The sequence below is a fragment of the Haliea atlantica genome (assembly GCF_054779855.1).
Window position 1 is genome coordinate 79,531 of record NZ_BAAGXL010000010.1, and the last position, 23,651, is coordinate 103,181.

Genomic DNA, 23,651 nt, shown 5'->3' on the forward strand with positions numbered 1-23,651 from the left:
CTTACTGGCCCATGGTCGGGAAGTCGATGTAGCCGGCGTCGCCGCCACCGTAGATGACCGAGGGGTCGCCCATCGGCGTGAGTTCGGCGCCCGCTGCGTAGCGCTCCGCCAGATCGGGGTTGCAGATAAAGGGACGACCGATGGAAATGGCTGCGGCACCGCCCGCGGCCAGTACCGCCTCAGCGCGCTCGGCGTCGTAGCCACCGTTGAGTACCAGGTCACCATGGTAGACCGCCCGCAGGTCGTCGATACTGAAGTCCGCCACCGCGGCCGCCTGGCTCTTGGAGACGTCGGATTCGTTGATCTGCTCGACGATTTCCAGGAAGGCCAGCTTGCGGCGGTCCAGCTCCGCCACCGCGTGCAGGAACAGCGGGCGGGGGTTGCTGTCGTGGCAGTCCCAGACACTCGAGAAAGGTGCCAGGCGTACCCCGGTGCGCTCGGCACCCACCGCATCGACGACCGCATCGGTAACTTCCAGCAGGAAGCGGCAACGGTTTTCCACCGACCCACCGTAGGCATCGGTCCGCTGGTTGACGCCGTCGCGCAGGAACTGGTCGATCAGGTAGCCGTTCGCCGCGTGTAGTTCGACGCCATCAAAGCCCGCGGCGATAGCGTTCAGCGCGCCCTGGCGGAACTGCTCCACCACACCGGGAATTTCCTCCAGCTCCAGGGCGCGGGGCTCGGAGGTGGGCGTGAAACCGTCGGGCGTAAACGTGCGGATGTCACCGCGTACGGCGGAGCTGGAAACCGGCGGCTGCCCATTTTCCTGGAAGCAGGTGTGGGAGACCCGCCCGGAGTGCCACAACTGGCAAACGATGCGCCCGCCAGCGGCGTGCACGGCGTCGGTCACGCGCCGCCAGCCGGCGATCTGCGCCTCGGTGTAGATGCCCGGTGTGGCGATGGTGCCGGTACCCTGACGAGACACCTGGGTGGCTTCCGTCAGGATCAGCCCGGCGCCGGCTCGCTGGGCGTAGTAGGTGGCGTTGGACGGGGTGGGAATATTCTCGGGCGAGCGGGCCCGGGTCATGGGGGCCATGACGACCCGGTTTTTCAACTCAATGGCACCCAGTGAGACCGGGCTGAACAGCGTGGCTGACATGCGAATTCCTTATTGCTGTCGAAGAATGACGCGGGCCCGGCAGCCGCGGCGAAGCCGGCAGCAGGCCCTCAATCGGCCTGCCATCTTACCGCTACCCGGGGCCGGCGACAGCGCCCCGCGATCGGCGACTTGCCCCGGTTCAACTTTCCGGGCCGGGCCCCGCGCTCCCCGGCGTTCCACGCCCGGTGAAGCGGACCGCCAAGCGCGGGTCCCCGGGCAAGCCACGGTAGTGAACCTCGAGCTGCAGGCCGGGTTCCGGCCTGGCGGGGGGCAGGAAGCCCCCGAGACTGAGCAGATCGCCCGGGCGCAATTCGATACCGGCTTCCCGCAGGGCACGCGCCACCCAGATGGCGGCATTCAGCGGGTGCCCCATCAGGCTCTCGCCCGCGGCTTGCCCAAGCGCTTGATCGCGTGCGGCATCGCGTACCACCACCCGCATGTCCGCCAGGGCCGCCAGCAGCGGCTCGCGATGTTCGGCGACCGCGATGGAGGCGCCCAGCACACCACCGCGAAAACCGGTGTTGATGGCGGCAATGGCGTAGCCATTGGCCGGCCCCTCCAGCACCAGGTCGGGCAATTCGATGAAGGGGATAATCGCCCGCAGCGCGTCCAGGGCCTCCGCAGGTGTGGTAGCGTCCGCCAGACGCGCGCTGCCCACCTCGACCAACAGATCGGGCTCGTAGCGCGGCACTGCGCCAAAGTCCGCGGGCAGGCTGGCGCCACTGGGCAAGAGGTGGCGGTCGAACATCACGCCCCAGGCGGGTCCCTGCATGCCGAAACGCCCCTGCACCGCCTCGCCGGTGAACGCGGCCTTGTAGCCCACCGGCTGCCCCAGCACCGCGGGCAGGGCCCGAACCAGGGCCGCCCGGGCGCAGTCGACCTGTCCAGCCTCGAGCTGCAAGCCAAAGCCCGGCCCCGGGCGCCCCTGCGCCAGGGCCGCAACGTGAGCCGCCACCGCGGCACGCTCGGGACAGTTCGCCGCCGTGGCCGCCGTGGCCGCCGTAGCGAGTATCACGCCGGCAAAGGCGGCCGCCAAACGCCGGTGCCAGTGAGGCAGGTTCATGCGAACAGATCCCCCTGTGCCCGAGGCGGCCGGAAACTGGAACAGTCCAGGCTCTCGCGGTGATCCTGGCGATAAGCCAGGCGCCGGCAGGCCTTGCGAAAGCGCTGGGCCAGCAGGTCGGCAAACACCCCCTCGCCGCGCATGCGCTGCCCGAAGCGGGCATCGTAGTCCTTGCCGCCGCGGGTGTCGCGGACGCGGTTCATCAACTTGTCGGCGCGCTCGGGATAGTGCTCGGCCAGCCAGTCGCGAAACAAGGGGGCCACCTCGAGGGGCAGGCGCAGCAGCATCCAGGCCGCACTGTCGGCCCCCGCCTCGCGGCCCGCTGCCAGCAGGGCTTCCAGCTCGTGGTCGTTGAGGCCGGGAATCATCGGCGAGGTCAGCACGCCCACCGGTACCCCCGCCGCGCTCAGGTCGCGGATCACCCGCAGGCGTGCGCGGGGGGAGGCGGTGCGCGGCTCCAGTCGGCGTTTCAACGCGTCGTCCAGGGTGGTCAGGCTGATGAACACCTGCACCAGGCGCCGTGCCGCCAGCGCCGCCAGCAGATCCCGGTCGCGCAGGATCAGGGCGCTCTTGGTGACAATGGTCACCGGGTGCCCGCAGGCCAGCAGCAGTTCGAGGATGCGCCGGGTGGTACCCCGCTCCGCTTCCAGCGGCTGGTAACAGTCGGTATTGCCGGAGAGATTGATGGGCCGGCAGACATAGCCGGGCTTGCACAGCTCCATCTCCAGCTGCTCCAGCAGGCCACTGCGGGCAATCAGCCGGGTCTCGAAGTCCAGCCCCGGGGAGTAGTCCCAGTAGGCGTGGCTCGGCCGCGCATAGCAGTAGATACAGCCGTGCTCACAACCGCGGTAAGGGTTGAGGGAGCGATCGAAGCCGAGATCCGGGGAGCGGTTCCAGCTGAGGGCGGACTTGGCCGCCTCGTCCTGTACCGTGGTCGCCAGGCGCGCGGGGGGAAATTCCTGCCACCAGCCGTCGGCCTCCGCCACACTGGTGCGCGGGGCATAGCGGTTGGCGGGGTCGAAGGTGGCGCCGCGACCGCGCCGGGCCAGCGGGGCGTCCTGAATGGTCATGGGCATCACACTACTGGATTTATGTACAGTACAGTGTAGCCTTCCTCGCGGCCACCCGCCAGCCTCAGACCGAGGGCCCGGACTGCCACGGCCAGCGCCCGGTCAGCTCCATTTCCAGGCTGAAGCTGAGGAAGGTGCGGATGGCCACGATCAGGCCGAGCACCCCGACCCCCTCGAAAGTGAGGTCCACCGCCACCGTGGTGATGATGTCCGCGGCAATCAGGATTTCCAGCCCCAGCAGGATGCCCCGCCCCATGCGCAGGCGCAGCTCCTGGAAAATGGCTTCACGGTCGTCCCGCAGCAGGTGCCGGTAACCCGCCCGCCCCAGGGCAAACACCGCCACGCCGGTAATCACCACGATACCCAGTGCCTCGATCAGCACCGCACACCAGACCGCCAGGGATTCTATCTGTGTGGTCATATTGCCCCCCGAATGACGCCTGCTGTGATCCTACACCCTTCCGGCGCCCGGCGTGAGAGTCAGCGCCGCACCCAGCGCAGACGCAGCACCTGGCTGAGCGCATCGACCAGCAGCACCAGACCCAGCATGGCGAGGATCACCGTCGAGGCGCGCGCCTCCTGGAACAGCGACAGGTGAATGTGCAGCATCTGACCCAGCCCGCCGGCGCCTACCAGCCCGAGAATGCTGGCCATGCGGATGTTGTTCTCCCAGCGATAGAGGCCATAGGCCAGCAGCTGCGGCCACACGCCCGGCAGGGTGCCATAGCAAAAGGCGGCCAGGCGCCCGCCGCCGCCGGCACGGATGGCCTCCGCGGCTGTCGCGGGGGTGTTTTCCAGGGCCTCGGTATAGAGACGCCCCAGTACCCCCGTGGTGTGCAGGGCCAGCGCCAGCGTCCCGGCATTGGGGCCAAGCCCCACTGCCAGTACCATCAGGGCCGCCCACACCAGCTCGGGCACCGCGCGCAGGATATTCGCCAGGCCCCGGGCCGGGACCGCCCGCCAAGCGGGCGCCCCGGCGGCAACCAGGGCCAGCAAGAGGCCGAGCACAACCGCCAGCAGCGTGCCCACCGCCGACATCGCCAGTGTTTCCAGCAGGGCCTGCCCGGCCCGGCCCAGGTGCGCCGGGCTCAGATCCGGTTGCAGGAAGCCGCGGGCGTAGTCGCGCATCGCGTCCCAGCCGGCGCCGGCCAGCAGGCCGCCGAAGTCCAGGGCCAGGTAGTGGAAGGCCCAGCCAGTCGCCAGCACGGCCAGCCCCAGCCACAACAGTCCCGCCCGACGCACCGTCACGCCCCCACCCCCAGGCTGCGGCGCAGGATGCGCGAAAGCCCGTCAACAGCGGTCACCAACAGCACAAAGACCAGCAGCAGCGTGGCCACCTCGCCCCCTGCCAGCATGCGCAGGGACAGCTCGACCTGCTGACCCAGGCCCCCGGCGCCGACAAAGCCCATCACCACCGAGGCGCGCAGGGCACACTCCCAGCGGTAGAGGGTGTAGGACAGCAGTTCGCCCAGGGCGTTGGGCAGGAGTCCGTAGGCGAAGGCCGCCAGGCGCGACCCGCCTGCAGCCAGAATGGCCCGGGCGGGTGCCGGGTCCACCGACTCCAGGATCTCCGCGTACACTTTCCCCAGCATGCCGGCGTAGGTGATGGCGATGGCCAGCACGCCGGCGGTCGGCCCCAGGCCCAGGGCCCGCACCAGCAGCAGGGCCCAGACCAGCTCGGGGATACTGCGCAGCACGATCAGCAGGCCGCGCAGGGGCCAGCGCACCATCGCCCCCCAGGGGCCCGGCCGGCCCTCCGCCGCCAGCGCCGAGAGGGACAGCGCACGATTGATCACCAGTGCCGCCGGGGCGGCAAGCAGCACGGCCAGGGCCATCCCCGCGGTGGCGATGGCCAGGGTTTCCAGGGTGGAGCGTCCTACCAGGGCGAGAAAGGCGGGGTCGTGGGCCAGGGGCCAAAAGCCGGCGAGAAAGCCCGCCATGGCCCGGGCGGAGTCCCCCGCCACCAGCCCCGCGGGGTTCAGCTCGCTCAGGCGCAGGGCCGGCCAGAGCAGGACCAGCAGAAGCAGGGTCCAACCCAGCCGCGGCCAGCGCTGTGGGTCGTTCACCCTCAGCAACGCGGAATCACCCCCGCCGGCTCGGCCGCCCGCGTCGCCTCGGGCGCGGACAGCTGCGCGTTGTCAAACAGCTCAGAGAGTTCCGCCGGGCTCACCTCGGCGGCCGGCTTGTCGAACAGGACCTGCCCCTCCCGCAGGCCGATGATCCGCGGAAAGGCCTCCAGCGCCAGCTCGACCGCGTGCAGGCTGACCACCAGGGCCGCGCCGCGGGACGCCGCATCGGCCTGCAGGATCTGCAGGCAGTGTGCGGCCAGCCGCGGATCCATGGCCGACACCGGCTCGTCCGCCAGCAGCAGGTCCGCCTGCTGGTACAGGGCGCGGGCAATGCCCACCCGCTGCAGCTGACCGCCGGACAGGCTGTCGCAGCGACTGTAGAGACGATCCTCCAGGTCCAGGCGGCGCAATACCTCGCCGATCCCCGCCGCATCCAGCGGCCAGGCCAGATTGAGTAGCGCGCGCCCCGTTGACCAGCGCCCGAGCCGCCCCGCGCTCACCGCCGTGATCACCCGTTGCACGGGCGGCAGGGGCGGTGCCTGGTGTACCAGGCCCAGTCGGGCGCGCAGGCGCTGACGGGCGCGCGGGGAGAGCTGCCAGGGGGACTGCCCCAGCAGCGTGACAGCCCCGGATTGCGGCGCCAGCGTGGCCGACAGCACCCGCAGCAGGGTGGTCTTGCCGGCGCCCGACGGGCCGATCACCGCCACCTGCTCCCCCGGCGCCAGCCGCAGGGAGACCGAGCGCAGGGCCCGGGCGCCATTGCGATGGGCCAGACTGACGGCGTCGAGGACAGCGGCGGGCGTGCCCGAACTCATTTACAGCAGGCCGGCGTCGCGCGCCGCGGCCTCGATCGCCCGGTAGTTTTCCACCCGGGTGGGAATAAAGCGGGAAGCGCGTTGCAGCTCGAGTATCTCGCGGTGGGCGGGCTGCGCGGGATCGAGGGCGAGGAAGGCCTCGCGGATGCGCGTCTGGAGGTCACTATCCAGACTGCCGCGCACGGTCCAGTTGTAGTCGTGGTAGCCCGGGGTCACCTCGATCACCCGCAGCTTGCCGGTCAAGGTCGGCGAGCTGTCCCGCAGCTTCTGCCACACCGCGCTGTTCAGTACCCCGGCGTCAACGCGCCCCGAGGCAACCCAGGCGGCGGTGGCATCGTGGGCCCCGGAGAAGGCGATGCGGCTGAAAAAGTCTTCCGGCTCGATACCCTGTTCCCGCATGAAGTGGCGCGGCATCAGGTGTCCCGAGGTGGAGGAGACGGAACCGAAGGCAAACGCCGCTCCCTTCAGATCGGCCAGAGTAGCAACATCCGTACGCGCGGTGACGAAGGTACTGGTGAAACTCTGATCCTGCTCCCGTTGCACCAGCGGCACCGCGTCCCCCGTGCGCCGGTGCGCCTGCACGAAGGTGAAGCCCCCCAGCCAGGCCAGGTCGATGCGCTCCGCCGCCAGGGCCTCGACCACTGCGGCGTAGTCGGTAACCGGCACGAAGCTCACTGTCATGCCCAGCGCGTCTTCCAGGTAGGCGCCCAGGGGCTCGAACTTGCGCAGCAACTCGGTGGGCGCCTCGTCGGGGATCGCCGAGACGCGCAACACCTCGGGCTCGGATTCGGCGGAAACTGGAGCTGTGGCGAACAGACTCAGGCAGAAAGCAAGGCACAGGCCGAGGGCCAGCGCGGGACGACGCAGGGACATGGGCTTCTCCGGTTCAATAGCGGAAAAAAAACAGCCTCCATGTTACCCGCGAATGGCCGGGCAGGCACCCCTGCGGAGTGCCCGCTCACCAGAGGTAGCAGCTGCCGTGCATACCCATCATGGTAAAGCGGAAGGCCCGACTCGCCGGCGCCGCCGACAGCCCGTAGCATACGTGCAGGGGCAGGAGGTGCTCTTCCCGCGGATGACAGTAGCGGGCATGCGGTGCGCGCTCCCAGTCCAGCAGACGTTGCCGGCGCTGCGCCTCCGGCAGCGCGGTGTCGGTCAGCGTCTCCGCCAGCCAGTTCTCGAAGGCCTGGTTGCGTGCGTAGAGTTCAGGGCCGGGCTGGCCGAAGAAGGCCTGCAGGTTGTGAAAGGAAGACCCCGAGCCAAGCACCAGCAACCGCTCGCTGGACAGGTCCGCCAGGGCCTCACCCAGGCGCAGGTGGGCCGCCGGGTCCATGGACTGCAGCAGGGAGAGCTGGATGCAGGGAATCTCGGCCTCGGGATACATCAATTTCAGCGGCACAAACAGGCCGTGATCAAAACCCCGCGTTGCATCTCCGGCCTGGGCCAGACCGTGGGCCGCCAGGCAGTCCCGGACCCTACCGGCCAAGCCCGGCGCCCCGGGCGCCGGATAGCGTATCCGGTAGGAAGCCTCGGGAAAGCCGTAATAGTCGTAGTAGAGCGCCGGCCTGGCCGCCGTGGTCACCGTCGCCACCGGCGCTTCCCAGTGGGCACTGACCACGATGATCGCTTCGGGTCGCGGCACAACATCCGCCAGTTCACCCAGGGTGCGCACCAGCTCGGCATGGGCCGGGTCCCCCAGCAGGGGCAAGGGCCCGCCGCCGTGGGAGATATACAGACTGCGCAACACCGGCTCAGACATCGCGCAGTCGCCGCAGTTGTTCAGCGACCTCGTCCACGCTGGCCGGGTCGTCGATGGTCGACGGCACGCTGTAGTCCTCGCCGTTGGCTACCTGTCGCAAGAGTTTGCGCAGGATCTTGCCGGAACGGGTCTTGGGCAGGCGCGGCACCACCAGGGCGCGCTGGAAGCAGGCAATGGCACCGATCTCCTCGCGAATCAGGGTCACCAACTCCTGCTCGAGCGCCTCCGGTGCGATGCTCGCGCCATCCTTGAGGATCACCAGCCCTACCGGCAGCTGCCCCTTGAGTTCATCCTCGACGCCGATGACAGCGCACTCCGCCACCGCCGCGTGGGCCGCCAGGATCTCTTCCATTTCGCCGGTAGAGAGGCGGTGACCGGCAACGTTGATCACGTCGTCGGTGCGGCCCATGATGAAGACGTAGCCGTCCTCGTCGCGGTAGCCGCCGTCCCCGGAGACGTAATGCCCGGGGTAGGTGGAGAGGTAGCCGGCGACAAAGCGCTCGTGGTTGCCCCAGATGGTGCTCAGGCAGCCGGGCGGCAGGGGCAGACGCAGGGCGATTGCCCCCTGCTGGCCGGCGGGCAGATCGTGGCCGCTGTCGTCCAGGATGCGCACATCAAAGCCCGGTACCGGCAGGGTCGAGGAGCCCGGCTTGGTCGGCCGCGGATCGATCCCCATCAGGTTGCCGCAGATCGCCCAGCCGGTCTCGGTCTGCCACCAGTGATCGATCACCGGCTTGCCGCTGTGCTCGCGCAGCCAGTCGTAGGTCGGCGGGTCCAGGCGCTCCCCGGCCACGAACAGGGTCTGCAGCCCGCCGAGATCGTGGTCCAGCAGGTGTGCGCCATCCGGGTCCTCCTTGCGAATCGCCCGAAAGGCGGTGGGCGCGGCAAACAGTGCCTTGACCCGGTGCTCCGCCGCCACCCGCCAGAAGGCGCCGGCGTCCGGCGTGCGTACCGGCTTGCCCTCGTAGAGCAAGGTGGTGCAACCCGCCAGCAGCGGGCCGTAGACAATGTAGGAATGGCCGACCACCCAGCCGACATCCGAGGCGGCCCAGAACACCTCCCCCGGCGCCATGTCGTAAACCGCCGCCATGGAATAGCGCAGGGCCACCGCGTGGCCGCCGTTGTCGCGCACTACGCCCTTGGGCTTGCCCGTGGTACCCGAGGTATACAGGATGTACAGGGGGTCGGTCGCCAGTACCGGCACGCAGTCCGCCGGGGCCGCCGCGGCCACCGCCTGCTCCCAGTCCAGGTCCCGTCCGGCGCTCAGCTCGGCCTGGCACTCTGGCCGCTGCAGCACAATACAGCGGGACGGCGGGTGCGCCGACAGCTGCAGCGCCTTGTCCACCAGGGGTTTGTAGGGAATGACCCGCTCCACCTCGATACCGCAGGAGGCCGTCACCAGTACCGCCGGGCGCGCATCGTCGATGCGCACCGCCAGCTCGTGGGCGGCAAAGCCACCGAAGACCACCGAGTGCACGGCGCCGAGACGGGCAACTGCCAGCATGGCTATCACTGCTTCCGGCACCATGGGCATGTAGATAACTACCCGGTCGCCCTTGCCCACGCCCTGGTCGCGCAGCACCCCGGCGAAGCGCGCCACGGCCTCGCGCAATTCCCGGTAGCTGTAGCGCTGCTGGCGCCCGGTGACCGGCGAGTCGTAAATCAGGGCAAGCTGCTCACCCCGCCCGGTCTCGACGTGGTGATCGAGGGCCATGTGGGCGGTATTCATCTCGCCGTCGGCGAACCAGCGCGCCGTGCCGTCGCCATTTCGGCAAAGGATGTCGCGCGGTGCTGTATACCAGGGCAGCGCTGCCGCCTGCTCGGCCCAGAAACCCTCCGGGTCCGCCAGGGATCGCTGGTACTCCTGGGGGTAGTCGCGCTTGCTGCTCATGTCGGCCCTCCTTAGTATCGCCTCAGGATACCGGAAGCCCGGTACTCACCGCCAACATGCGGGCGGCGCGGGCCTACTCAACAGGCGTACCCTGAGCCGCCATGGCCGCGAGAATTCGCTGCTGACTGCGCTCCAGGGATGCCTGCCGCGACTGCCGGTGCAGCGCCTCGACACCCTGCCGGTCGTGCCACGCGCCGGCTACCACCAGCCCTTCCAGCTGCCGCAGTGCACCGAGGTCTTCCAGCGGGTTGCCAGCCAGCAGCAGGAGATCCGCGTCAAATCCCGGCGCGATCTGCCCCGCTCGTGCCGCGCGACCGAGCACCCGCGCCGGGTTGCGCGTTGCGGTGGCGAGGACCTCCCAAGGGGAAATACCCGCCCCGCCCAGCAGCTCTAGCTCCTCCAGCAGGGACAGGCCGGGGATATTGACGAAGATGCCCGCGTCCGAGCCCGCCAGCAGCGTCACACCCTGCTCGTGGAGGCAGCGCGTGGCCTCGGCGTAAAAGGCGTCGTGGGCATCGCGGCTGGTCGGGGGCTGCGACGCCCAGTGCTGGTAGACCGGCTGTTCCAGCTGGGCGATAAAGGGGTTCATGGTCTCCACGCCGGGGCGCCGCAGGAAGGCCCCCTGGCTGCGCGCCACCCGCACCAGGTTGTGGTGGGCCAGCAGCGTCGGTGTCACCGGCACCCCCGATGCTGCAATCTCCGCCGCCAGTGCGCACATTGCCTGCGGGTCAAGCCGGTCGCCCAGGGCATGCCAGACAATGCTTTCGACATGCTCGATGCTGAGCCAGCCATCCCGCAGGATATCGCGGAAAGCAATCTCGAAGGTCGGCACGCCAGCGGCGTCCACCTGACGGGCGCCCTCCGGGGTGTGACCCATGATCGACATGCCCAGCTCACGCGCGGCAAGCCGAATGGCCCGGTAGGCTTCGGGATTCAGGTTCGAATAGACCTTGAGATGGCGGTAGCCCCGGGCATGGTGGGCGAATACCGCCTCGCGGGCTTCCGCCGCGGTCTCCACGATCTGATGATTGGCCTGGGTATTGTGGCCCCGGCCGTTGAGTATCGGCCCGGTGGTGATCAGCTCCGGGCCGGTCAAGCGCCCCGCCTGGATGGCGTCGGCGAACGCCAGCAGAAAGGGCATGCCGGACGCATTGCGGACCGTGGTCACCCCGTACGCCAGGTAAGCCGGCAACTCCGCCTCGTCCCAGACATGCACATGCATGTCCACAAGCCCGGGCAGCAGATAGCGCCCGCGGCCATCGATACGCTGTGCGCCCTTCACCGGCGTCGGTGAGGCGCTCGCTTCAACCGCCTGGATGCGGCCACCGGCAATCACCACCGTCTGGTCCCGCAACACTGGTGGCGCGCCCTGCACCATGCTGATGACATCGACATGCTCGATAACCAGCGTCGGCGCCCTTTCGTCGGCCGCCTGTAGTGCTGCCCAGGGGCCGGCCAGAGAAAGCCAGAGCATTGCCGTCAGCATGCGTCGCAATCTACTTGTCATGGTCGCGCCCTTTTCCGCTGTCCACGGGATCATACCCCGCTATTCAGCCACTGTCCGGGCGCGAGGCGACAAAAAACAGGCGCCGGAAAGGGAACAGGCCCCCGCGGGGCCCGCGGGATACGGCGCAAATAGCGCAGGGTCATTGCGACTCACGCACACGCTTGCGCTTGGCCCGGTACATGGCGCGGTCGGCAGCCTCGAGCAACTGATCGGGACTGATACCGTCCTCGGGGTAGAGCGCCAGGCCGAAGCTGGCGCGCAAGCGACGCGGCTCACCGCCGATCAGCATGCGCTCTTCCAGCGAGGCCTGCATCCGCGCCACCACCTCCTCGCCCGCGCTCCGGTCCTGCAGCGGGGACAGCACGACGGCAAATTCGTCGCCACCCAGCCGGGCCACGGTATCCGAGCGACGCGCACAGGAGACCAGGCGCGCCCCAAGGGTTCTCAGGGCAATGTCCCCCGCCTGGTGGCCGTGCCGGTCATTCAGTGCCTTGAGTTCATCCATATCCACATACACCAGGCCCAGGTGGTCGCCATGTCGCGCCGCCTGCTCCAGCCCATGTTCCAGGCGGTCGTGGAACAGGGCCCGGTTGGCCAGTCCGGTCAGATGATCCCGGGTGGCCTTGCGGAAGAGCGCGTCCTCGGCATAGCGCGAGGCGGTGTGGATGGAGGCGGCAATCACCTCCGCCATGTAGGTGAGCACCTTGCGGTCACGCCAACCGAAAGCCGAGGGGCGGGATGAAAGGATCTTGAGGACGCCGACCGCCGCGCCGCGATGGAACAGCGGCGCCACCACCATGGAGCGCAGACCGACCCGATCGCAGGCCTCCCGGTCCACCCGGGGATCGCTGTGGGCATCTTCACAGTAGAGGGTGCGCGCCTGGGTCACACAGACGCCGGACAGGCTGGTGGCCAGAGACAGGCGCAGGCCAACGCTGCTCGCCGCCGAACCGGAAGCGGCCAGATAGACCAGCTCGTCGCCCTCCAGCATCTCGACGATGGCGGCATCCGCGGAGGTCATGCCCAGAATCTCCCTGGCCACGAGAGTCGCAATCGCCTCGAAGTCGACGCCCAGGCGGGCCACCCCGGTCTGCACCGCGATCACGCGTTTCAGCAGACTGACATCCAGTTCCCGCTCGTCGTTCAACGCCTCGTCTCCGGTACCTGGCACGGCCGATTGCCTCCGCTCGTGACACTTCAATTCTCATACTGGTAAGCAGGAGAATCCCTGTCAAATCTCGGCGCTTTCCCGCAGGGCGCCGGGATCGTGCGCGCCACCGCGCAACCACTCCCGGACGCGGATAGCGCGTTTGCGCGCCACGCCCCAGCGGTAACCCCCCAGCGCCCCGCTCTGCTGGATCACCCGGTGACAGGGAATCAACAGGGCCACCGGGTTGGCGCCCACGGCGCTGCCCACGGCCCGGGACGCTCCCGGGCGTCCCACCGCCCGTGCCAGCTCGCCATAGCTTACGGCCCTGCCTGCGGGGACCTGCAACAGGGCGCGCCAGACGGCGATCTGGAAGTTGGTGCCGGAGACGTGCAGGGAGACCGGCAGCGATGTATCGCGCGCGTCGTCCGCGGCGAACAGGGCTGACACCAGGTCCCTGGCCATCGCGGGGCGCCGTTCCAGGCGACACTGGGGCCAGGTTCCGCGCAGGGCCGACAGTTGCTCGTCCAGCGGTACCGCCTCGGTAAAACCGGCCCGACAGATCCCGCGCGCCGTGCTGGCCAGAAACATCTCGCCATAGGGGGTCATCGCCGTACCCCAGGCAACCGCGACGCCCTCGCCCTGCCTGCGATACTCCCCCGGGCTGAGGGCCTCCAATTGCACAAAATGGTCGTGGAGCCGCGAGCTGCCACTCAAGCCCAGTTCGTCGGCAATGGCCTCGAGGGGCTGCGGTGTCTGTAACAGTCCCTTGCTCTGCTCCAGCGTCAATGCCTGCAAAAAGCGCTTGGGACTGATGCCGGCCCAGCGGCAGAACAGGCGCTGGAAATGCCAGGGACTCAGGTGCACCTGGGCCGCCAGCACCTCCAGGGTCGGCTGCTCGCGGACATGCGCCGCCAGGTAGGCAATCGCCGTTTCAATGCGCTTGTAGTCGGTCGTTTCCACAGCCTTTATCCTGCAGGGGCCCGCTGAAATGCCATGCGCCCAGTCTGGCCCAGTGCCCGTGCCGGCGCGACCCGAATCTTGCGCAAAATTTTGCGGCGAGGGGCACCGGCCCATCAGCTGCCAGCCCGCACCGGGGGCGGCCTCAATCCCAGCGGCTCTCCGCCTCGCGGCGCTGGAAAACAACCGTATCGCCATCCGTCAGCAACTGGCGAATGCGCCAGGGGACGCCCTCTGGGGTCAGCTCCACCAGGCCGACACCGCTGCCGTTGAGCAGGCGGCGCCCGGAAGGGGTGCCCTCGGGCTTGCGCGGTGTAATGCGCAGGTGACGGCGGCGGGTAAACCAGTTCAGGGGCGAGCGCGGCGAGTACAGCCAGCGGTTGGCGTGATCGAGAACCGCCAGCAGGCGCCCGGGGAAGGCATTGCGCACGCCGCTGCTGCAGACCTGCCAGATGTCGGGCCCACGCACCCGGCCGCGCAACTCGACATCGTAGACAAAGGAATAGTGCACATCCCCCGACAGCACCACAAAGTGCTCCGGAGTGCCCGAGTGACGAAAGATATTGAGGATGGCGTGGGCGGAGCCCGGGTGGGCCATCCAGTTCTCGGCATCCACCATGAGCGGCTGCCCCAGCCAGGTGAAGATACGCTGGATCGTCTCGATCAGCTTGACCCCGAAGATCGGTGTCGGCGACACCAGCAGGACCGCGGGCAGCCCGCGCAGGCTCTGCTGCAGATCGGTCAGCGCCTCCCAGTCCAGCAAGCCCGAGGGCCGACTCGCGGTGCGCTCCGCCCGCCAGCGGTGGGTGCGCGTGTCGACCACCACCAGGGGCGGCTGGGTAGGCCAGCTGTAGTGCCAGCGGTCAAAGGCAAACAGGCGGTCCAGGGTCTGCTCGTGCACCGCCGAGCCGGGGGCGCGCAGACTGTCAGTGACCTGCGCCATCAGGTCGGCGGGAAAGGCCTCCGGGGCGTTGCCCCAGCCCTGGTGGACCAGGTAGGCCAGCAGGGCGTTGCCGATGACCCGTCGCGAGAAGGGGTGGCCATAGGCGACCTCCTCCCACTCCCGGCTCAGGTTCCAGTCGTCGGTGATGTCGTGATCGTCAAAGATCATCGCCACTGGCATATGGGCCAACAGCCGCCGCACCGCCGGCAGGCTGGACACGAAATCCTCCATCGCCTCCCGTTCCCGCACATAGCGGGCCCGCAGCTCGGCGTTCAGACCTTCGGGGGGCGCGAGGTCCACCCAGTCCCACAGCACCGGCGACCAGGACAGCAGGTAGGCGGCCAGCATCTCACCCAGGGTGATCAGGTGATTCTGCGCGTTGGCGGTGGTGAAGATCGGCTTCTCCACCCCGCCGAAAAGCACTTCGAGCAGGGCCCGATTGGCCCTGCGCTGGGGCAGCAGCGACTCGCGCTGGTAATAGTTCGCCGGGTGCCGGTAGAGGTTCGCGGCGCTGTCCACCCCGCTGGTCTCGACCCCGTCCAGGGCTTCGTCGGGCAGCCCGAGGAGTGCCACGACCTGGTGAATCGCGTGCAACATCGGGCCGGCAACGTCGTCGACATAGACCTGGTCGCCGGTCAGGGCCAGCAGTGAGGGCCAGGCGCCCAACTCATCTTCCCCGGTCACCGCAGCATCGCGCCCAGAGGTGGCATCGAGGCAGTCCTGCAACCAGGCGTCCGCCCTGGCCAGGCCGTCGCCGCCCGGATGATGGGGCTTGCGGCAGGAACCGTGCAGCACGCTGGCCACGCGGGAGGACAGTATCACCCCCGGGGAGCGTTTCCCGGGGTAGCACAGCCCCGGCACGCGGTCGTCCAGGTAGCACCAGGCCGCCGCGGCCGCACCGCGCGGGCGCAGGGCCAGGCGGTAGCCGATCCAGCGCGCCTCGGGCAGGGCGGGGTCGAGCGGCAGGTGCAGGAGCAGGTAGTGCAGCCGCGGGCTGACCGTGAGCAGTTGCGCGCTGCCCGCCGGGTCATCCGCCGCAAGCGGATGCCAGGCGCCCTCCTCGCGCTCGATCTGCAACTGCCAGTCGACCGGCTGAGTGACCGCCAGCCACAGGGTCATTTCCGTGGCCTGCGTCCGCCGCAACAGCGGCCCGGCCAGTACCAGCGGCAGGTCCGTCAGGCTGCTATCCGCTTGCTCAGACGACACGGCGGCCGGTACGCCCGTCGAGAATTCCACACCTGCAGGACCCGCCGCTCACCTCGCCTCCCGATTGCCATCGTGTCTGTCGCCCCCGCATGCGGGTGCGCGGGCACTATACCACGGTGTCCCGGCGCCCTTCGGGCTTGCGACCCCGCTCGCGGGCAGCCGGTTTCACGCGGGAATCCCGCCCAGGCTGTGCCAGAATAGCGACCCACCCGCCACTGGAGCCGCCCCGTCGTGAGCTCGGAATTTCTCTCTCCCCACCAGCGCCGCCTGGCCTACCGTTACACGCCGCCGGCTCGCCCCGGCATGACCTACGTCTGGCTCTGTGGTTTCAATTCCGACATCAGCGGCAGCAAGGTGCAGGCACTGGAGCACTGGGCCCGGGACGCGGGCCACGGCTGCCTGGCCTTCGACTACTCCGGGCACGGCAGCTCCGGTGGAGCGTTTGCCGAGGGCACCCTCGGCGACTGGCGGCAGGACGCGCTGGACGCCATCGATCACCTGACCGAGGGCCCCCTGGTCCTGGTTGGCTCGAGCATGGGCGGCTGGCTGGCGCTGCTGGCCGCCCTCGCCCGCCCCGGGCGCGTCGCCGGGCTGGTCCTGGTGGCCCCGGCGCCCGACTTCACCGAGCGGCTGATCTGGCCGGACCTCGCCCCGGCCGCACAGGCGGAGGTGCAGCAACAGGGCGTGACGCTGATGGCCTCCGACTACGGCCCGCCCTACCCCCTGACCCGCGCGCTGTTCGAGGATGCGCGAGCGTGGCTGCTGCTGGACGCGCCAATAGCCATCGACGTCCCGGTGCGGATACTCCAGGGCATGCGCGACCCGGATGTGCCCTGGACCCACGCCCTGCGCCTGGTGGAGCAGCTCGCCAGCGAGGACGTGGTCCTGAGCCTGGTGCGCGACGGCGACCACCGCCTGTCCCGCCCCGCGGACATCCGCCGTCTGCTGCAACTCTGCGAGGCATTGGCGGAAGACCTCGCCGGCGTATAGCCCCTCCCGCTAGGGCCGGTCGGGGAAGCGGTGATGCACGCTGAGCAGCAGGGCGTGGGCCTCGTAGCCGGGTGAAGCCCAGCCAAAGGCCAGCACGGCGAAGTCGCTGCGCTGCCAGGCCCAGTCACCCGCGTCCAGGCGCTCGTAACGGTACTGCAGGGTGATATCCGTTTGCGGGGACCAGGCATATTCCAGCTCGCCCCGCACCCGCTGCACATCGACACCGTAGCCGGGCAGGCTGTCCACGCTGTTGGCCGCCTCGCCGCTGTCGGCGTCGTCCAGCCAGCGGCTGCGGTAGCTGCTGTCGTTGTCGCTGTGGCTGATATCCAGGGTGGCCTCCAGCGCCGCGCTCGCCTGCCAGCGCAGGTTGAGGCCAAGCGCGGCATTGGTGTCGCGCACCTGCTGGCGCCAGGGGGCATTGGCATAAGTGGTGCGCCCGGGCGGCCCGAACTCGAAGCCCTGCTGATCCAGGCGATCGTGCTGGTACTGGCCCCAGGCACTCAGGGCCAGGTCGCGGCTGGCCTGCCAGCTCAGGTTGACCGAGACGTCGTCGCGGTCGCGCCCGCGCAGGCCGTAGTAATCATTGTCGTAGCTGTCACGGGTGTGGCGGTAGTCCGCTGCCAGGCTCAGCGACGCCGTCAACGGCAGGTCCCCGCGCAACTGGTAGCTCCAGCTGCGCCCCTCGAGCAGGTACTGGGGCAGCGCCTCCGAGGGTGCGGCGACATCCAGCCGCGCCAGGCGCTCCGCCGACAAATCGCTGTTCCGGGTCTCCCCCTCGACCCGCAGGGAGGTATTCAGCCGCCCCAGGGACGGCAGGCGCAGCGCGGCCCAGACGCGCGTGGTATCGCGGTCATCGGTGTAGGACTCCCGGGAGCGGGTGGTGCGCTCCACGCGCTGCCATTCCAGGCCACTGCTCACGCTCATCCCCGCGCCGAGGCGGTAGCGGGCGTCCGCCTGGGCGCGGTAGCGGCGGCGGTCGTAGAGGTGGCTGTAGTCCTCCGCGGAGAGCTGGATGACGTCGGTGCGATTGTCGCGATCGCGATAGTCCGCCTTCAGGCGGTAGCCCAGGCGCGAATTCAGCTGGTGACGGAAGCCCAGGCGCAGGTCGGTGTCCACGCGCCGCGCATCCAGGCTGTCCAGCACCGCCTGCCCCTCCAACAGCACCGGCTCGAGGAAGTCTTCGTCCTGCCGGGCATCGGCGTAGCTGGCGAACCAGGAGAGATGGCGGTTGTCGGCCACGCGGTAGAGGCCATCGGCGCTCAGGCGCTGGAAGGTGTTGTCCGGCCCCAGGTCAACCGCGCGCCGGGGTGCCTCGAGATTGACCGGGTTGGCAAAGCCAAACTCGCGGGCATCATTGCTCAGGGCCGAGTAATACCAGGCCAGGTTGCTCGACCAGGGCCCGGCGGCATGGGCCGCGGTGAGTTCCAGGGTATCGTGGCGCTGGTCGACGGGCACCGCCACCAGGGCGGCGTCACCAAAACGCTCGCTAAAGCCGTTCACCTTGCGACCGGACTTGTCCTCGCTGGCCACCGCCGCGGAGAGTTGCCAGGGCCCCAGCTGTCGCATCAGGCTCAGCTCCCCCTGCTGGCGCTGCAGCCCGGCGTCGGCGCGAAAGGCGGTCGCCGTTTCCGGCCCGCTGTAGCCCGGCGGCAACGACTGCTGCAGGGTGTCCCCGCGGTAGACCGAATCGTAGCCCTCCCGGGAGATCGACTCGAACTGACGGTAGTCGAGGCCGATACGGTAATCCCCCTGGCGGGCCAGCTCGGCACTGGCGCCCAGTTGCTCCAGGGTGGAGCGCGCCTCCAGGCGTGCGGACTGGTAGGGGTCCTCGCCGCTGCGCCAACGGTATCCCAGTTCACCGAGGCCAAACAGGCGGTCCGTCTGCAACAGCTGCGAGTACTCGCCAAAGCGGCCGTTGGCATTTTCGCTGACACCGATGCCCAGGCTCATCCAGCGCTGGGTCAGGTCCTCCCGGGGCGCCTCGGCATTCGCCACCGCAACCCAGACCGGCAGGCAACACAACAGATGAAAGGCTCTCATGGATCTGCCCTCCTAGCGCCGAAAGGCGCTGTTGACGGGCTGGTTGCCGCCGTGCACCTGGCTGTGACAGTTGGTGCAGGACTGCCCGATGATATTGATGTCCCGCCCACCCAGGCGATCATCGTCGTAGAGCGTGCCCGGGTGCCGCGAGGCGATATGGCACTGCTGGCAGAGGAAGGGCTGGCGCGCGGTGAGCAGCTGGTCATTCACCGAGGCGTGGGGGTCGTGGCAGTGGGTGCAGTCGTCCTGCACCGGCTCGTGCTCGAACAGAAAGGGGCCGCGCTTTTCGGCGTGGCACTGGTAACAGGTCTCGTTGACCGTCGGCTGCACCAGGCCATTCATCGCCGCGCCGCCGTGGGGGGCATGGCAGTCACTGCACTTCACCAGGCCCTCCTGCATCGGGTGGCGGGAAAACTTCATCTGGCCGTGCTTTTCCTGCTGGTGACAGCTGGTACAGACCGCGAACTCGCCGCCGGCCTCCTGGATCGGGTCAGTGGGGGTATGCAGGCTGTGGCAGGCCACACAGCCGCTGTCGCTGCCGGCATGCTCACTGAAGGCCCAGTGGCCGAGGCCGGCATCGCTGTGGCAGCTCAGGCAGGCTTCATCGCCGGCACCCGCCTGCTCGCCGTGGAAGGTGAAGTCCGGTGCCGCGCCCGGGCTCGCGGCGTGGGCCTCACTGGCACCGTGGCAGTCGGTGCAGCCAATGGCCGCCTGTTCCCCCCTGGGATCGGCCCCCAGACCATGGGCGCGCAGGCCAAAGCCCTTGGCAGCCTGGTCCCGGTGGCACATCAGGCAGTTGCTGTCATCCGCCTGCAGCGCGGGCGTCGCCGCCAGGGCCGCGAGTGCCAGCAGGCCGGCGACGATCCCTCTCCATGTACTGTGCATCCCCCTGCCCCCCGTTCGCTCTGTCAGTCCGCGGACGCCCCGTCCGCCAGGGTGCCGACCTCATAGGCCTGCAGCATCTCCCAGGCCATCGGGCTGTGATCGCGCCCGTAGCCCTTGGTGCGCATGCCCTCGGTCGCCTCCTTGCCACACCAGGGCACCAGCATGCTGGCCGGCGTCGGGTGCTTGGGCAGGTAATCGCTGAGGTTGTAGACCTTGCCCTCGATGGCCATCCAGCAGTCGGCCTCGCTGTTGTGCACCGCCAGCTCCTCCAGGCTGATCACCGCGGCGCCCGCTTGCGTATCCGGCGCCTTGTCGGTCGCCACGGCCTGCAGCGCCAGCAAGGTGGCAATACTGGACCAGAAGGCCACAAAGGCCGAGTAGCAGAGCTTTTTCATAGCAGATTGAACTCCTCACTGTGGTAACGGTGGCGCGGCAAGCCGCTTTCCAGCAACACCTGGCGCGCCAGGCCATTCAGGGGGCCGGGGCCGCAAACGTAGGCCTGGCGCTCGCCGCAGTCCTCGCAGTGGACGCGGACAAAGTCGACCGACAGCGGTCCCTCCTGATAAAAATAGTGCATGGTCAGACGGAAGCCGGGAATCTGTTCACTCAAGGCGCGCAGCTCCTCGGCGAACAGCGCGCGGCTCTCGTCCTGCACACAGTAGATCATCTGTATGTCGACCGGATGACCCGCCGAGGCCAGGTGACGGGCGCGCCCCAGGAAGGGCGTGACGCCGATGCCCCCGGCAATCCACAGCTCGGCTTCATTGCCGTGGGCGGGGAAGAAGGCGCCGTAGGGCCCCATCACGTCGACGCTGCTGCCTTCGCTGATCGACTGTATCGCGCGACTGGCGTCGCCCAGGTCCTTGATCGCGATGCGCAGGTTGGCTTCTTCCGGCGCGGAGGAGATCGTGTAGGGGTGCTCCTCCCCCTGGCCGGCGGACAGGGTGCGGTCGCGGGGTGTCAGGTAGACGAACTGACCCGCCTGGTAGCGCAGGGGCTCAGCCAGGGGACGCAGGCTCAGCTCCACCACGTTGTTGGCCGGGTGGGCCACCGCCACCACCTGGTAGGGGTAGCGGTGGGCGCGACGGGCCAGCAGCAGCGCATAGGCCAGGGCAATCACCGCGGCCAGGGCCAGGGTGCTCCAGATCACCGTGAACCAGGGCGCCGGGATGCTGCGGGCCAGCCACCAGGTGTGAACCAGGGCCAGGACCGCCGCCACGCCCGAGAGCTTGTGCAGGTGCTTCCAGCGCTGGTAGCGGGGGGGACCAAAGAAGGCAAAGCTGGGCGCCAGGAAGATCATCATCAGCAACAGTGCCACCCAGCCCAGCCAGGTTGCCAGGCCCCCGGTCGCGGGAAACAGTACGGTCACCGCCGCGCCGATGGAAACCTCGGCCGCGGCCAGCGACAGCAACAGGGGGTGCGCCAGCAGCAGGAGGAAGGACACGCCCCCCATCAGGTGATGGGTGCGCCAGAGGCTGGTCAGCCCGCCAAAGAGCCGGTCGATGCCCGGTATGCGCACACTGAAGATGGCCGCCACCAGCATCAGGCCGAGCCCGGCGATACCACTCACGCGCCCCAGCGCATTGAGCACCGCCGAGGTACCGGCGAGACTCTCTCCGGGCAGCGCCAGAACGGCGATGGCAGCCGGTAGCAGACCGACGGCCCAGAGCACTCCATGTGCAAGACCCACAGGCATGACCGCAAACTCCTACAATCCGTAAGGCCATAGTACCTGCTTCCCGGGGCGGTTACATCTGCTTCCGGCCCGGTCGATGGCAGGCTTCTCGCCGCGCCCGGATGGACTGCAAACTCAGGCCCCGCCCATGGCCCCGGGATAGTTCACTTCCTCCAGCGCGCCCGTGTCCACGTCGTAGACAAAGCCGCGCACACTGACCGCGTCCGGACCCTCGGTCGGCAACCAGGGGTGATTGCACAGGGCTGACATGCCCCGGCGCACATCCCAGCGCAGGCGTTCGCGGCTCTGCTCGCTCGGGACCGCGTCCAGCGGCTCCAGCTCGCCGCGAAAGGCGTGAAAGGCCGCCGGACTGCTCGCCGCGGCACCGCAGCTGGTGAACTTGCGGCCGGTGGCGTCACCGAGCAGTTTTTCCGCGCCGGCGTCGCCCTCGAGCCCAGCACGCAGGAGGTCGTCGGTGAAGGCGAGCATGCCGCAGCGGGTGTGGTGGATCAGCATGATCTCGCGGGTATCCAGCAGGTGATGCGAGATCACCAGGCTGCGCAGCGCGTCCTCGGTCACCACGCCCCCCGCATTGCGGATGATATGTGCCTCGCCGGTCTGCAGGCCCAACAGGTCTTCCACGTCGAGGCGCGCATCCATGCAGGCCACCACCGCCAGTTGCCGCGCCGGGCGGATCGGCTGCTTGCCGGGGTAGGCCGCCACATGTGGAGCCTCACCGGCGGCATAGCGCCGGTTGTATTCAAGGCATTGATCGATAATCGAATCTGTCATGGAGAGCACTCCTGTCGGGTTGCGAATGGCGCTTCAGAAGGTGTCGTCCTCGGCGCGCGCCGAGAGGCTCGCCTCGCCATTCGGCGCGACGGACACCCCGATCACGATGGGCCGGCAGCACACCTGACAATCCTCGATGTATTCCTGGTCCTCGCCGATGTCCTCCACCAGCACCGTGATCGGTTCGCCACAGTATGGACAGTGAATCGTGCTTTCTTCCAGTTCATGCATCACGGATTCCTCCTGTGCCTTTGTCGCCGCCTTTTCTCAGGCACTCGCGCGATTACCCTCGGGGCCGCGACGGCAGGCCGAGGATCTCCGCCGCCTGCGCCGGGGTGGCGACCGGGCGGCCGTGCTGCTCGCACAGGGCCACCGCCTCGCGCACCAACTCGACATTGGAAGGCTGTCGCTCGCCGTGGAAAAACTCCAGCCCCACGTGCAAATGGCCGCCCCGCTCCAGCGCCGCGGCTGCCACCTCGGAGCGCCCGGCATCGCCGCCCACCACCGAGACCGCCCAGGGCATCGGGCAGTCACCCAGGATATCCAGGTACATGTCGAGTGCCTGCAGGGTGGGCGGCAGGCCGAAGGGCGCTCCGAACAGACCGCGCTCGGTGGAGAAGTAGAACTTGAGCATGCCTCCCGGCGGCACCCGCCCCTTGCGCTGGAAGGCCAGCACCGTGCGCAGGAAGCCCGGCTCGTAGATGGCGAAGCTGGGGCCCAGGCCGTGCTCTGTCTGGATATCCAGGCAGCGGCCGATCGCCTCGTAGCTGTTGGCGTAGACAATGCCCTCGGGGCCGCGCTCGCCCATGCTGCCGAGATTGATGGAGCCGGGGTCGCAGATGCCGATGCGCAGGCAACCGCGCCGCGCCAGTGCCGCCAGGTGCTCGTAGCTGACACCGTTCTCGTCGTAGTCCACCGTGGGGTAGAGCAGCGCGTCGGGACGGGCCGCCAGGACGGATTCCCAGCCGGCCTGGTAGGCATCCGCGGAAGCCTCCGGTCCCTGGCCGAACACCGTGGTGTGGTTGTGAATCACCGCCGCCCCGGCCTCGATACAGGCCAGGGCCTCGGCCCCGACCTCCTCGGGGGTAATGGGCACCCGCGGGTTCTGCTCCCGGGTCGTCACCCCGTTGATGGCCGCCTCGATGATCACCGGGCCGGTTGCCTTCGCCATGCTGCTGCTCCCTTGTTATTGGTCTCGTCGCACTTCAAAGCCGGACACTGGCTCCCCCGCGCCCTCGGCTACGTCCACTGCGCTCACCTGCGCCCGCTCCGGGCCCTGCCAGAGCCAGCTTTCCAGCTGCCGCAACGCCTCGGCGTCGCCGCTCGCCTCGAGCTCGACGCTGCCATCGGCACAGTTGCGCACCCAGCCGGTCAGCCCCAGCTCCTCTGCCCGCGCCTGGGTGCTGGCCCGATAGAACACGCCCTGGACGCGCCCGGTCACGCGAAAATAACGGCTCTCTGTCATGGCATCTCCATCCTTGTGCAAGGCATCACCCTAGTCGCCACGCTCGGCGGCGTCCATGGCCGCGGCCCGCTGCGCCGCCGCCTCCTTCACATAATCCTGCATCTGCTGCTCGAAGGCCGGCAACTGCTTGGGCGCAGTCGGCACCCGGGGTGCCGCTGTGCGTTCGGCTTCAGGGTCCACCGCTGAGTCCGCGCCGGGATTACTTTGCAACTGCCGGTAGATCAGCAGGCCGAATATCAGCAGACTCAATAGCACAGCAATCAGTCGCATCGTCC

General features: G+C 68.8%; 23 protein-coding genes and 1 pseudogene. 1 reads left to right on the forward strand and 23 read right to left on the reverse strand.

All coding sequences use genetic code 11. The features are described from left to right. Nucleotide 1 precedes the first annotated feature (1 nt). The 14 genes and pseudogenes from ACYVGS_RS09485 to ACYVGS_RS09550 form a co-directional block, all read right to left on the reverse strand. Nucleotides 2–1,099, reverse strand: a complete 1,098-nt coding sequence (locus ACYVGS_RS09485; RefSeq protein WP_460588443.1) for an alkene reductase — start codon at nt 1,097–1,099, stop codon at nt 2–4. 139 nt (nt 1,100–1,238) lie between these two features. Next, nucleotides 1,239–2,162, reverse strand: a complete 924-nt coding sequence (locus ACYVGS_RS09490; protein ID WP_460588444.1) for a 2-keto-4-pentenoate hydratase — start codon at nt 2,160–2,162, stop codon at nt 1,239–1,241. Continuing rightward, nucleotides 2,159–3,232 (reverse strand): radical SAM family protein, encoded by a 1,074-nt coding sequence (locus tag ACYVGS_RS09495; RefSeq protein ID WP_460588445.1) that lies wholly within the window; start codon nt 3,230–3,232, stop codon nt 2,159–2,161. The genes ACYVGS_RS09490 and ACYVGS_RS09495 overlap by 4 nt, the downstream gene beginning before the upstream one ends. A 64-nt stretch (nt 3,233–3,296) precedes the next feature. Further along, nucleotides 3,297–3,653, reverse strand: coding sequence for a DUF1622 domain-containing protein (locus tag ACYVGS_RS09500; protein WP_460588446.1), 357 nt, complete (start codon nt 3,651–3,653; stop codon nt 3,297–3,299). A 59-nt stretch (nt 3,654–3,712) separates the two neighbouring features. After that, nucleotides 3,713–4,480 carry an ABC transporter permease family protein gene (gene phnE / locus ACYVGS_RS09505; RefSeq protein WP_460588447.1) on the reverse strand — a complete coding sequence of 256 codons (768 nt, stop codon included), beginning with the start codon at nt 4,478–4,480 and terminating at the stop codon, nt 3,713–3,715. Then, on the reverse strand, nt 4,477–5,298 hold the full coding sequence (locus ACYVGS_RS09510) for a PhnE/PtxC family ABC transporter permease (protein WP_460588487.1): 822 nt from the start codon (nt 5,296–5,298) through the stop codon (nt 4,477–4,479). Before ACYVGS_RS09510 ends, phnE begins: the two co-directional genes overlap by 4 nt. A 2-nt stretch (nt 5,299–5,300) precedes the next feature. After that, nucleotides 5,301–6,035, reverse strand: a pseudogene (locus tag ACYVGS_RS09515) (phosphonate ABC transporter ATP-binding protein); the annotation flags it as partial. 81 nt (nt 6,036–6,116) lie between these two features. Continuing rightward, on the reverse strand, nt 6,117–6,989 hold the full coding sequence (locus ACYVGS_RS09520) for a phosphonate/selenate family ABC transporter substrate-binding protein (protein ID WP_460588448.1): 873 nt from the start codon (nt 6,987–6,989) through the stop codon (nt 6,117–6,119). 85 nt (nt 6,990–7,074) lie between these two features. Continuing rightward, nucleotides 7,075–7,875, reverse strand: a complete 801-nt coding sequence (locus ACYVGS_RS09525; RefSeq protein WP_460588449.1) for a DODA-type extradiol aromatic ring-opening family dioxygenase — start codon at nt 7,873–7,875, stop codon at nt 7,075–7,077. Next, nucleotides 7,868–9,784: a propionyl-CoA synthetase gene (locus ACYVGS_RS09530; protein ID WP_460588488.1), complete on the reverse strand. Its 1,917-nt coding sequence runs from the start codon at nt 9,782–9,784 to the stop codon at nt 7,868–7,870. Before ACYVGS_RS09530 ends, ACYVGS_RS09525 begins: the two co-directional genes overlap by 8 nt. A gap of 55 nt (nt 9,785–9,839) precedes the next feature. Then, nucleotides 9,840–11,273, reverse strand: a complete 1,434-nt coding sequence (locus ACYVGS_RS09535) for an amidohydrolase family protein (protein WP_460588450.1) — start codon at nt 11,271–11,273, stop codon at nt 9,840–9,842. Between the two features lie 139 nt (nt 11,274–11,412). Next, nucleotides 11,413–12,444: a diguanylate cyclase domain-containing protein gene (locus ACYVGS_RS09540; RefSeq protein WP_460588451.1), complete on the reverse strand. Its 1,032-nt coding sequence runs from the start codon at nt 12,442–12,444 to the stop codon at nt 11,413–11,415. 60 nt (nt 12,445–12,504) lie between these two features. After that, entirely contained in the window at nt 12,505–13,383 is an 879-nt protein-coding gene (locus ACYVGS_RS09545) for a methylated-DNA--[protein]-cysteine S-methyltransferase (RefSeq protein WP_460588452.1), read from the reverse strand. A 142-nt stretch (nt 13,384–13,525) separates the two neighbouring features. Then, a complete protein-coding gene (locus ACYVGS_RS09550; protein ID WP_460588453.1) occupies nt 13,526–15,529 on the reverse strand; it encodes an alkaline phosphatase D family protein in 2,004 nt (667 codons plus the stop codon). Nucleotides 15,530–15,760: 231 nt separating this feature from the next. On the opposite strand from ACYVGS_RS09550, the gene ACYVGS_RS09555 reads away from it, so the two are divergent. Next, nucleotides 15,761–16,519: an alpha/beta hydrolase gene (locus ACYVGS_RS09555; RefSeq protein WP_460588454.1), complete on the forward strand. Its 759-nt coding sequence runs from the start codon at nt 15,761–15,763 to the stop codon at nt 16,517–16,519. Between the two features lie 9 nt (nt 16,520–16,528). Here the strand turns inward: ACYVGS_RS09555 and ACYVGS_RS09560 are convergent, their stop codons facing one another. The 9 genes from ACYVGS_RS09560 to ACYVGS_RS09600 all read right to left on the reverse strand — a co-directional run bounded on the left by ACYVGS_RS09560 (nt 16,529) and on the right by ACYVGS_RS09600 (nt 23,646). Then, nucleotides 16,529–18,559, reverse strand: a complete 2,031-nt coding sequence (locus ACYVGS_RS09560; protein WP_460588455.1) for a porin family protein — start codon at nt 18,557–18,559, stop codon at nt 16,529–16,531. 12 nt (nt 18,560–18,571) lie between these two features. Then, nucleotides 18,572–19,444 carry a DmsE family decaheme c-type cytochrome gene (locus ACYVGS_RS09565; RefSeq protein ID WP_460588456.1) on the reverse strand — a complete coding sequence of 291 codons (873 nt, stop codon included), beginning with the start codon at nt 19,442–19,444 and terminating at the stop codon, nt 18,572–18,574. Between the two features lie 23 nt (nt 19,445–19,467). Next, nucleotides 19,468–19,839, reverse strand: a complete 372-nt coding sequence (locus tag ACYVGS_RS09570) for a cytochrome b5 domain-containing protein (RefSeq protein ID WP_460588457.1) — start codon at nt 19,837–19,839, stop codon at nt 19,468–19,470. Then, complete coding sequence (locus ACYVGS_RS09575; RefSeq protein ID WP_460588458.1) at nt 19,836–21,140, reverse strand: ferredoxin reductase family protein; 1,305 nt, start codon at nt 21,138–21,140, stop codon at nt 19,836–19,838. The genes ACYVGS_RS09570 and ACYVGS_RS09575 overlap by 4 nt, the downstream gene beginning before the upstream one ends. Nucleotides 21,141–21,254: 114 nt before the next feature. After that, nucleotides 21,255–21,911: a beta-class carbonic anhydrase gene (locus ACYVGS_RS09580; RefSeq protein WP_460588459.1), complete on the reverse strand. Its 657-nt coding sequence runs from the start codon at nt 21,909–21,911 to the stop codon at nt 21,255–21,257. A 33-nt stretch (nt 21,912–21,944) separates the two neighbouring features. Beyond that, complete coding sequence (locus ACYVGS_RS09585) at nt 21,945–22,142, reverse strand: CPXCG motif-containing cysteine-rich protein (RefSeq protein ID WP_460588489.1); 198 nt, start codon at nt 22,140–22,142, stop codon at nt 21,945–21,947. 52 nt (nt 22,143–22,194) lie between these two features. Further along, complete coding sequence (locus ACYVGS_RS09590) at nt 22,195–23,082, reverse strand: beta-keto acid cleavage family enzyme (protein WP_460588460.1); 888 nt, start codon at nt 23,080–23,082, stop codon at nt 22,195–22,197. Between the two features lie 15 nt (nt 23,083–23,097). Further along, nucleotides 23,098–23,376, reverse strand: coding sequence for an acylphosphatase (locus ACYVGS_RS09595; protein WP_460588461.1), 279 nt, complete (start codon nt 23,374–23,376; stop codon nt 23,098–23,100). Between the two features lie 30 nt (nt 23,377–23,406). Then, a complete protein-coding gene (locus ACYVGS_RS09600; RefSeq protein WP_460588462.1) occupies nt 23,407–23,646 on the reverse strand; it encodes a hypothetical protein in 240 nt (79 codons plus the stop codon). Nucleotides 23,647–23,651: the final 5 nt, after the last annotated feature.